The following is a 9002-nucleotide window of genomic DNA, read 5'->3' as shown; positions in this document are numbered from 1 at the left end:
TGGCTACCAATGTGGGCTGATTGATATATGTACTACAAAGATCAACAGCCCCTAATCAAGGCCTATCAATCTTTGTTCACGCATATTTAAATTTAGGCTAATATTAGCTGTTATAGTAAGTAGGCTTAAATATAAGTTGTAGTTATAATCTATTTTTTAATCCTAGGCTGATATGCTTGAAGTTTATGGGAGGTAATAATTTAGAGGGATATTAATGCATCAGCATTCATTTGATAAAACAGAATAAGTCAGATTAACCGTATTCAAAAATATAAGCTTAATAATTACATTAGTTGCTTTAGTTGTGGCTTACGTTAATGTGTTTATGAGTAAAAATTATGTTTTGGGCTTTATTGAACTTGCATTAGCTTTTTTTTGTATTTATACGTATCACCAAACGAGAACAAATCGCTCTAAATTATGGCATCGCTATGCTGTTATTTATACTTACTTTGCAGTTGTGTTGCTTGCTATCACCGCAATTAACTTAGAGACTGGCATATCGCATTGGGTGTGTACTCTTCCTGTATTGGTTTACTTATTGTTTGGAAAAAAGCATGGCTTTATAAGCAGCTTTAGCTTTTTGATTACGTTGTTACTACTGTTTTATGTGATCGACAAACGGTTAGTTGAAATAAATTTTAAGCTCATCATTAATCTTTCGCTGACGTATATTATTGTGTGGGGTGTTTCACATGTTTTTGAATCGATGAGAGCCTCTAATCAAGAGGAAATTATTAATTTAGCATTACGCGACAGCTTAACGCAGGCTTATGACCGGCGTGCTTTTAAAAGCCATTTTCATAACCATATCGACTTTTCTAACCCCTATTGTTTTGCCTTAGCTGATCTGGATTTTTTTAAAAAAGTAAACGATAAATATGGGTACGATGCCGGTGATGCAGTGCTGGTACAATTAACACAGTTATTTAAAAAACATTTAGGCGATGAACATGTTTATCGTTTTGGCGGTGAAGAATTTACATTGGTGGTAAATGACGACATAGAGGTCGCTATAATCACAATGGATAAGCTAAGAACTGACATACAAAATCATCAATTTACTTATATGCAGAGCACGTTAAATATCACTATTAGTATTGGCTTGGTCGGTATTGATGCACATGAGCATAATCACCTGAGTGAAATTTTAAGATTAGCCGATAATTATTTATATTTAGCTAAAAACAACGGTCGAAACTGCGTTGTCAACGGCCTGACTAAAATATCAAACAAGGGCAAAGAAACATTAACCAAATAACTTTCGTCTGACTACTTTTCTGTATTCGCTCGGGGTTTGGCTCAATACCTTTTTAAACACACGGGTTAAATGCCCTTGATCGTTATAACCAACTTCTAACGCGACTTCCTGAATTGATAAGTTCGATGAGGCCAGTAATTCTTTTGCACCTTCAACACGTAGCTGCTGCCAGTACTCTATAGGGCTTTGATTTGTAGCAAGTCGAAACCTGCGTGTAAACGTGCGGTAGCTTAAGCTAAATTGTGCCGCGACTTCTTGTAAATCTAACTCACTAGATAAATTAGTTTTTAACCAAAATTGTATTTGTGCAATAAGTTCATCAGCATGTCGGTTAACGGCGCCTTCTAAATAGCGTTGATCTTCGTAGGGTTTACGTATTTCATGTGAAAAGTTCCGCTCAACATGCTGCGCCGCTTCTTTACCATAGTATTGGCTAATAATATGAACAATAACGTCAGCTAAGGCATTTAAACTGGCTACCGTATACATGCGCTCTGATTGGGTAATAAAAAAATCAGGTTTTAAGCTAACGTTTGGATAATCTTGAGAAAATTGCTTGGCATAATGCCAGTGAGTGGTTGCAGGGTGACCATCAAGTAAACCGGCTTCTGCGAGCAAACAATTACCGGTACCAACACCAATAATATGGCTTCCCATGGTAAAACTCTCATTGAGCCAATTAACTATTGGTTGATTCGTTTTAACAACCGGGCGTGGATTACGCCAAATACCCGGAACAATGATTAAATCGCAATAGGGGGCGTTATCACTGCTGCAATCAGGCACGATGGCTAAACCTGTTCTGGTTGCAATAGGAGCCATATTTTTAGCAATTAAATGAATATTCAGCGCTCTAAAGTGTTGCTTACTAGTGTGCCCTTTGGCGAACGCTTCACCTGCTCGGAGCATTTCAATTGGCAGGGTTAAACTAGTTACCAGTAGGTGCGAGTAAACAGCAATGGCTATATTTAATGGTGGATTTGTTGGATTATTGCTCATTTAAATGCTCCGACCAGTTGTTTTTGGCCTTTTATGCTTAATATTTGGCTATTAAAGCACAAGGATGTGTGCGTAATCCAATTAAACTAATGTCATATTCTTATAACACGCATTTTAAAGGTAAATTATGACTGCATTACCCGTTATTGTAGGCATGGGAGGCATTAATGCCGCTGGCCGTACTTCTTTTCATCAAGGTTATCGTCGTATCGTGTTAGATAGCTTAGCGGCGCAAGCTCGCCAAGAAACGTTTTTAGGCCTTGCCACATTAATGAACTTAGTGACTACAGTAAACGGCCAACTTGAAGACAGCCAAGGTAATCATGTTGAGCAAAGCGACATAGAAGCACGTTTTGGTGAGCAAATTATTGCAGGTACATTAATTCGTAAAATTGAAAAACAACATTTTGATGTAGATGCCACGCCATGGCAGCAAAAAATGACGTTAACCGCATCGGATGAAAACGCGATTGTGTTTGAAACACGCCGTCGTGATTTACCTTCGCCAGTTCCTGAAAGTTGGCACGTAGAAGAACTTGAAAATAAAAAAGTGAAAGTAACTATTGCTGCTCAATTTGATATTAAACATGATTCTACTCGTGATAACCCAATTAAATCTGCTGGGCAACTACCCACAGGGTTTGATCCGTCAATTATGTACAATAGCCGCTACCAACCTCGTGGTTTACAAGCCACTATTTTTGCTGCCACCGATGCAATAAAATCAACCGGACTTGATTGGCAATACATTATGAATAGTGTTGAGCCTGATAAAATTGGTACCTATTCAGCATCGGTTATTGGCCAAATGGACGATAAAGGCTTAGGTGGGTTAGTCAAAGCGCGCCAGCAGGGTGATCGTGTCAGCACTAAGCAGCTAGCACTGGGTTTAAATACAATGTCGACCGATTTTATCAATGCCTATGTTACGGGCAATGTAGGGACTACTTTTTCTACATCGGGTGCGTGTGCTACTTTTTTATATAACTTGCGCGCAGCAGTAAATGATATACAAGCGGGGCGCACACGTGTTGCAATTGTGGCAAGTGTTGAATGTGCGATTACTCCTGAAGTGGTTGAAGGCTTTGGCAATATGAGTGCGCTGGCTAATATTGAAGGTTTGCGCCGCTTAGATGATTTAAGTAATGACGATGAACCTGATTATCGTAGAAGCAGCCGCCCATTTGGCGAAAACTGTGGCTTTACTTTAGGTGAAGGCGCACAAGTGGCTATATTAATGGATGATGCGCTGGCACTTGAACTAGGTGCAGACATTATGGGCTGTGTGCCTGATGTATTTGTTAACGCCGATGGAGTAAAAAAATCAATTACTTCACCTGGGCCTGGTAACTACATTACCATGGCAAAATCGGCTGCACTTGCCAGTAGCTTACTAGGTAAAGAGGCATTACAGCAACGTAGCTTTATTTTAGCCCATGGTTCAAGCACACCACAAAACCGCGTAACTGAGTCGTTAATTTATCATAAAGTAGCGCAAACATTTGCAATAGATAATTGGAAAGTAACCGCCCCTAAAGCGTATGTTGGCCATACTATAGCACCTGCCAGTGGCGATCAGCTTGCCATTGCCTTAGGTGTATTTAGTCATAATATTATGCCGGGTATTACCACTATAGATAAAGTGGCTGATGATGTTTATGCAGATCATTTAGATATTCGTAACAGTCACTATGATTGTGGTGATATGGATATTGCATTTATAAATTCTAAAGGGTTTGGTGGTAATAATGCAACAGCCACAGTGCTTTCAGCAAAAGTAACGATGCAGATGCTTACTAAGCGTCATGGCGATGAAATGATGGGGCTCTATACCAGCAAACATGCAGCGGTAAAAGAAGCACAACAGCACTATCAACAACAAGCAGATTTAGGTCAATACGCGTTAGTTTATCGTTTTGGTGATGGGCTGATTGATGAAAATGACATTGTTATTGATGAGCACAGCATTCAGCTGCCAGGCTTTGAAAAAGCAATTATATTCAATACAACAAATTCCTATCAAGATATGTTCTAAGCACACATACTTGTTAGCAAGGCGCTTTTTAAGCGCCTTTTTTAATGACTAAAAACAACAGCGTAATAACTAAATATATTTAGCAATCAGGCTGTTTTTATTACGATATTTCCAGTTTAAGTAGCGCTTAGCGAGTAAGGCGGTAAGCACAACCACTACAGCTATCATCGCCATGGTTGCAATATAACTCATACCATACCCTGATGGTAAGCCAACAAGGGTTTCACCATAGGTCATATCACTAAAGTTAAATCCAAGAGCAGGTATTAAAAGCCAACTGATAGCATGCAGCAAATACAAGTGAGTGAGGTAAGAAAACATGCTGGTTTTACCTAGGACTTGCAGAAAATTTTGCGAAAAACTAGCCTTTAAGTGGCTCAATAGTTTTAGCGCAATTAAACCAAGCCCTACAGTAAGTAACATAAATTGTAACGACAACGGATATTTAGTCGGATTTAAAAACGACATAATAGTCAGCAGTGGAACTGTATGTGTAGAAAACTGTGACATATCACCGTATAAATTAAAGCCGCGTAGTATTGAATAAAGTGCTAGGCAGCTCATACCCAAAATAAACGCGTAATTCATCACTTTTTTACTATAATGCTGAGATTTATAATATACACCTGCATAATAAGCCAAACACATGAGTCCAACAATAGGCGCAACGGGGTAGGTCGTTCTAATAGAAAAACCAAACGGCAGTGCTAATACATTTTTTTGATGAACGATAGACCACAGTGTATGCGCGATGGTGTTACTTTCAAAGGTAATACCATCTAATAAGTTATGACCAAATACCAGTATTAACCCAGCTATAAATACAGGGTATATACCTATTAAGCGAAGCAAGCCAAGCACCACAAAGCCCCAGCCAATCGCCCAAATTACTTGAGCATATAACATCGGGAAAAGAGGGTTAAAACTCCATGACCATGACACAATTGTAAACTCAAATAAAATAAGCACTAAGCCTCGAACTATTAAAGCGTTAGCAAACTGACGAGTACACGCGTATTTATGCTCTGTAATAGCGGCGGAGAGGCCTGCTAAAAATACAAATAATGGCGCACAAAAATGCGATATAAAGCGTGTGAAAAAAGTAAGCGCATCTGTACCGGGTATGGTCATGGGATCAGTTACTGAATAATTTAGACAATAATACATGCCGTGATCTATCACCATAAATATGATGATAATGCCGCGTAATAGATCAATATGATGCAAGCGACTTTGCGATAAAGATAATGACATAAAATACAATTAACAAGAATGAAAAAAAAGAATTTGATTATATGTTATATTATATCAAAAGGCGAGTTTGAAGATTGAATTTAACAGGGTGATCGCATCAGCGCTAAGCAATTAATTATAATTTTCATTATTTAAATCTTTTAACATACCTAAGCGTTATGAAGTTTATTACTGCCAACAAAATAGCTATTTCATAGCGGCTGTACGCAATAGCGATACCAATTAAACCCATATTCCAAATACTCGCAGCTGTTGCTGTTCCAGATGTAGACTGGTTATTTTTTAAAATAGCGCCACCACCAATAAAACCAATACCTGTAATAATACCTTGTAACATTTTAGATTGCGCCTCTGCCCCCTCCAAAACTGACATAGCAATCAGTGCATAACCACATGATGCGACGGCAACTAAAGGAAACGTTCTTAGACCTGCACCATTATGGCTATGCTCTCTATCATATGCCATTGGCAGGGCAAGTAAATACGCCATGCCAAGATGAATCAAGTTATCAATAATGTCTCTCCACTGTAGATCAATTTCCATTGCTATTTCCACGGATAAATTTTAAATAAGTAGCAAAAATTGAACCAAGGTATTAATTTAAATAAAATCATTGTGTTACCTTTGCTTTATCGAGGGGGATGAGTGGCGTTAGCAATATTTACACAATAAAGTGCGTTTTTACCCAGCAATGAATTTCAGCTGCGTACCACACAAGCAAACTCTATTATGTAAAATTGTGGGGCTTACATATTTCTACAACACTCCTTTTTTAAGTCGTATATAATTTGGCTTATTTGCAACGAGAGTTTACATGCGCATTTTATTAATTATTATCTTTTTAAATGTATTAAGTGGTTGCACAGTAATGGGTATATTTTTGGATGAAACGGCGAGATCCAATTTAAACATCAATAGCACTAATAGCTATGTAAAGGATAAAGATGGTTTTAGTTTTAGCAAACTTGGTTACGAAACTGATAAAGCCATAATTGAATTTATAAAAGGAGATGACGGTGTGATTAAAAAATGTAGGCAGGTTACTAGGGTCTGTTGACCTTTCAAGGTTAAATTTACAGCAGTCTGTTTGGTATTTAGGCAAGGCAGAGCCTATGTGGTGTGGTTATTCCCCATAAATAGGCGATAACGCAGAATAAATGCTAATCAGGCGCTGCCCGAAGGGTTCTGCCTAGGGGCGATTTACTCTTTGTTACTCGGTTTTTACTTAGCCCACTAGGTTACAAACCTCGCGCCGCGATTAAACCGCCCCTAGTTTGAACAAATTTTAATCCGCAAAGGTCAACAGACCCTAAAGTCTTTAAAGAATGTGTAGAAGTAGATAACTCTACTCTACACAGTAATGAATCTAAGCCGATAAAAACTGATGATGAAATAATAAGTGTTGGTCTATAAAGCTACTAATAAAAAAGTAACTATGATCGTAGCCAGCGTGCATTTCGAGCTGCAGCGGATACGCTTTTGTATTAGCGATATCGACCAAATTTTGCGGCTTAAGCTGCTCTTCTAAAAAGTTATCAGCATCACCTTGGCTTACCAGCATAGGTAAATAGTTAGCTTGCTCGGCTTGTTGCATTAATTCGCAAGTATCGTAGTGTGCCCACGTTGTTTTGTCGTCGCCTAAGTAGCCTGTAAATGCTTTTACACCCCACGGACACGCCATAGGATTAACAATAGGACTAAATGCCGAAGCGCTGGTGTACGATTGTGGGTTTTTAAGTGCAATCATCAATGCGCCGTGCCCGCCCATTGAATGACCACTAATTGCTTTTTTATCTGTAACAGGAAAGTGTTGCTCAATTAGTGCCGGTAACTCATTAACAACGTAATCATACATATTAAAATGGGTGTTGTAGGGCGCTTTTGTGGCATTAAGGTAAAACCCAGCACCTTGTGCAAAATCATAGCTGTCTTCGTTTGGCACGTTATCACCACGTGGGCTCGTATCTGGCGCTACAATGGCGATACCCAGCTCCGCTGCTTTTTTAAATGCGCCTGCTTTTTGCATAAAGTTTTCATCGGTACAGGTTAAACCTGATAACCAGTACAGTACCGGCACCTTATTGGTTTCACTGGCGCCTGGCGGTAAAAAAACTGCAAAACGCATAGTGCAACGAGTGCTAGAAGCGCTATGACTGTATTGCTTATGCCATCCGCCAGCCACTTTCGCTGTTGAAATATTTTCTAACATAACAATCCTTAAAAGCCGTTACTTAATAGCAACGGCTTGTGATGGTAATTAAGTGAAATGAGCGTATTAGTAATGAATTACAGTACGAATACTTTTACCTTCATGCATTAAATCAAAGGCATCGTTAATTTCTTCTAGGCTCATGGTATGAGTGATAAAGTCGTTTAGCGCAAATTCACCCGCCATGTAACGCTCTACAATTTCAGGAAGTTGTGAGCGGCCTTTAACACCACCAAATGCGCTACCACGCCATACACGGCCAGTAACAAGTTGGAACGGACGAGTTGAAATTTCTTGGCCAGCACCGGCTACACCAATAATCACAGACTCTCCCCAACCCTTATGACAACACTCAAGCGCAGAGCGCATCACATCAACATTACCAATACATTCAAATGAGTAATCAACACCGCCATCGGTCATTTCAACAATGACTTCTTGAATTGGCTTGTCAAAGTCTTTTGGATTAATTAAGTCGGTAGCACCTAGTTTGGTCGCCAAGTCAAATTTAGAGGTATTAATATCAATACCAATAATACGGCTTGCACCAGCCATTTTAGCGCCAATAATGGCAGATAAACCAATACCGCCTAAACCAAAAATAGCCACCGTATCGCCCGCTTTTACTTTAGCCGTATTTGTTACAGCGCCCATACCGGTAGTAACACCACAGCCTAATAAACAAATTTCTTCTAACGACGCTTCTTTGTTTACTTTAGCCAATGAGATTTCTGGCAATACTGTGTATTCAGAAAATGTAGATGTACCCATATAGTGGTAAATAGGCTCGCCATCTTTGAAAAAGCGAGTGGTACCATCTGGCATTAAGCCTTTACCTTGTGTTTCGCGTACTGCTGAACACAAGTTTGTTTTACCTGAAGTACACATTTTACATTCACCACATTCTGCGGTGTATAAAGGAATAACGTGATCGCCAACTTCTACACTTGAAACGCCTTCGCCCACAGCGTAAACCACCCCAGCGCCTTCATGACCTAAAATAGCGGGGAAAATACCTTCAGGATCTTCACCTGATAAAGTAAAAGCGTCTGTATGGCACACACCAGTGGCAGTGATTTTGACCATTACTTCGCCTTTTTTAGGCATCATCACATCAACTTCTTCAACGCTTAAAGGCTGATTAGGGCCCCAGGCAATCGCTGCTTTTGATTTTATAAATTCAGACATGTGTATATCCTTTGTAGTGGTTTGAATATGAATTGTAGACCCATACTGTTTGGGT

8 protein-coding genes and 1 pseudogene are annotated in these 9002 nt (G+C 39.3%); 4 read left to right on the top strand and 5 right to left on the bottom strand.

The features are described from left to right. Window positions 1–262: 262 nt before the first annotated feature. Together QMA00_RS18975 and QMA00_RS18970 are read left to right on the top strand one after the other, a co-directional pair. Window positions 263–718 (top strand): annotated as a pseudogene (locus QMA00_RS18975) (GGDEF domain-containing protein); the annotation flags it as partial. After that, complete coding sequence (locus tag QMA00_RS18970; RefSeq protein WP_076921404.1) at window positions 710–1261, top strand: GGDEF domain-containing protein; 552 nt, start codon at window positions 710–712, stop codon at window positions 1259–1261. The pseudogene QMA00_RS18975 and the gene QMA00_RS18970, both read left to right, overlap by 9 nt. Here QMA00_RS18970 and QMA00_RS14685 read toward each other — a convergent pair. Then, entirely contained in the window at window positions 1250–2260 is a 1011-nt protein-coding gene (locus QMA00_RS14685) for a helix-turn-helix domain-containing protein (RefSeq protein ID WP_008110511.1), read from the bottom strand. The genes QMA00_RS18970 and QMA00_RS14685 overlap by 12 nt on opposite strands. A gap of 127 nt (window positions 2261–2387) precedes the next feature. Between QMA00_RS14685 and QMA00_RS14680 the strand changes: the two genes are divergently transcribed. Continuing rightward, window positions 2388–4295 carry a beta-ketoacyl synthase gene (locus tag QMA00_RS14680; protein ID WP_076921063.1) on the top strand — a complete coding sequence of 636 codons (1908 nt, stop codon included), beginning with the start codon at window positions 2388–2390 and terminating at the stop codon, window positions 4293–4295. A gap of 69 nt (window positions 4296–4364) precedes the next feature. On the opposite strand, the gene QMA00_RS14675 is transcribed toward QMA00_RS14680, so the two are convergent. Continuing rightward, entirely contained in the window at window positions 4365–5549 is a 1185-nt protein-coding gene (locus QMA00_RS14675) for a heparan-alpha-glucosaminide N-acetyltransferase domain-containing protein (RefSeq protein WP_076921065.1), read from the bottom strand. A gap of 127 nt (window positions 5550–5676) precedes the next feature. Further along, complete coding sequence (locus QMA00_RS14670) at window positions 5677–6093, bottom strand: MgtC/SapB family protein (RefSeq protein ID WP_076921067.1); 417 nt, start codon at window positions 6091–6093, stop codon at window positions 5677–5679. Window positions 6094–6364: 271 nt separating this feature from the next. On the opposite strand from QMA00_RS14670, the gene QMA00_RS14665 reads away from it, so the two are divergent. Next, window positions 6365–6607 carry a hypothetical protein gene (locus QMA00_RS14665; protein WP_249928723.1) on the top strand — a complete coding sequence of 81 codons (243 nt, stop codon included), beginning with the start codon at window positions 6365–6367 and terminating at the stop codon, window positions 6605–6607. A 309-nt stretch (window positions 6608–6916) separates the two neighbouring features. Here QMA00_RS14665 and fghA read toward each other — a convergent pair whose 3' ends face one another. Both fghA and QMA00_RS14655 read right to left on the bottom strand, forming a co-directional pair. Further along, window positions 6917–7759 (bottom strand): S-formylglutathione hydrolase, encoded by an 843-nt coding sequence (gene fghA / locus QMA00_RS14660; RefSeq protein ID WP_076921069.1) that lies wholly within the window; start codon window positions 7757–7759, stop codon window positions 6917–6919. A gap of 66 nt (window positions 7760–7825) precedes the next feature. Continuing rightward, a complete protein-coding gene (locus QMA00_RS14655; protein WP_013464850.1) occupies window positions 7826–8947 on the bottom strand; it encodes an S-(hydroxymethyl)glutathione dehydrogenase/class III alcohol dehydrogenase in 1122 nt (373 codons plus the stop codon). Window positions 8948–9002: the final 55 nt, after the last annotated feature.

The sequence above is a fragment of the Pseudoalteromonas sp. APC 3694 genome (assembly GCF_030407565.1).
Classification (GTDB): Bacteria; Pseudomonadota; Gammaproteobacteria; order Enterobacterales; family Alteromonadaceae; genus Pseudoalteromonas; species Pseudoalteromonas tetraodonis.
The sequence above is the reverse complement of the archived record's forward strand: the minus strand, read 5'-3'. Positions and strand labels throughout refer to the sequence as shown.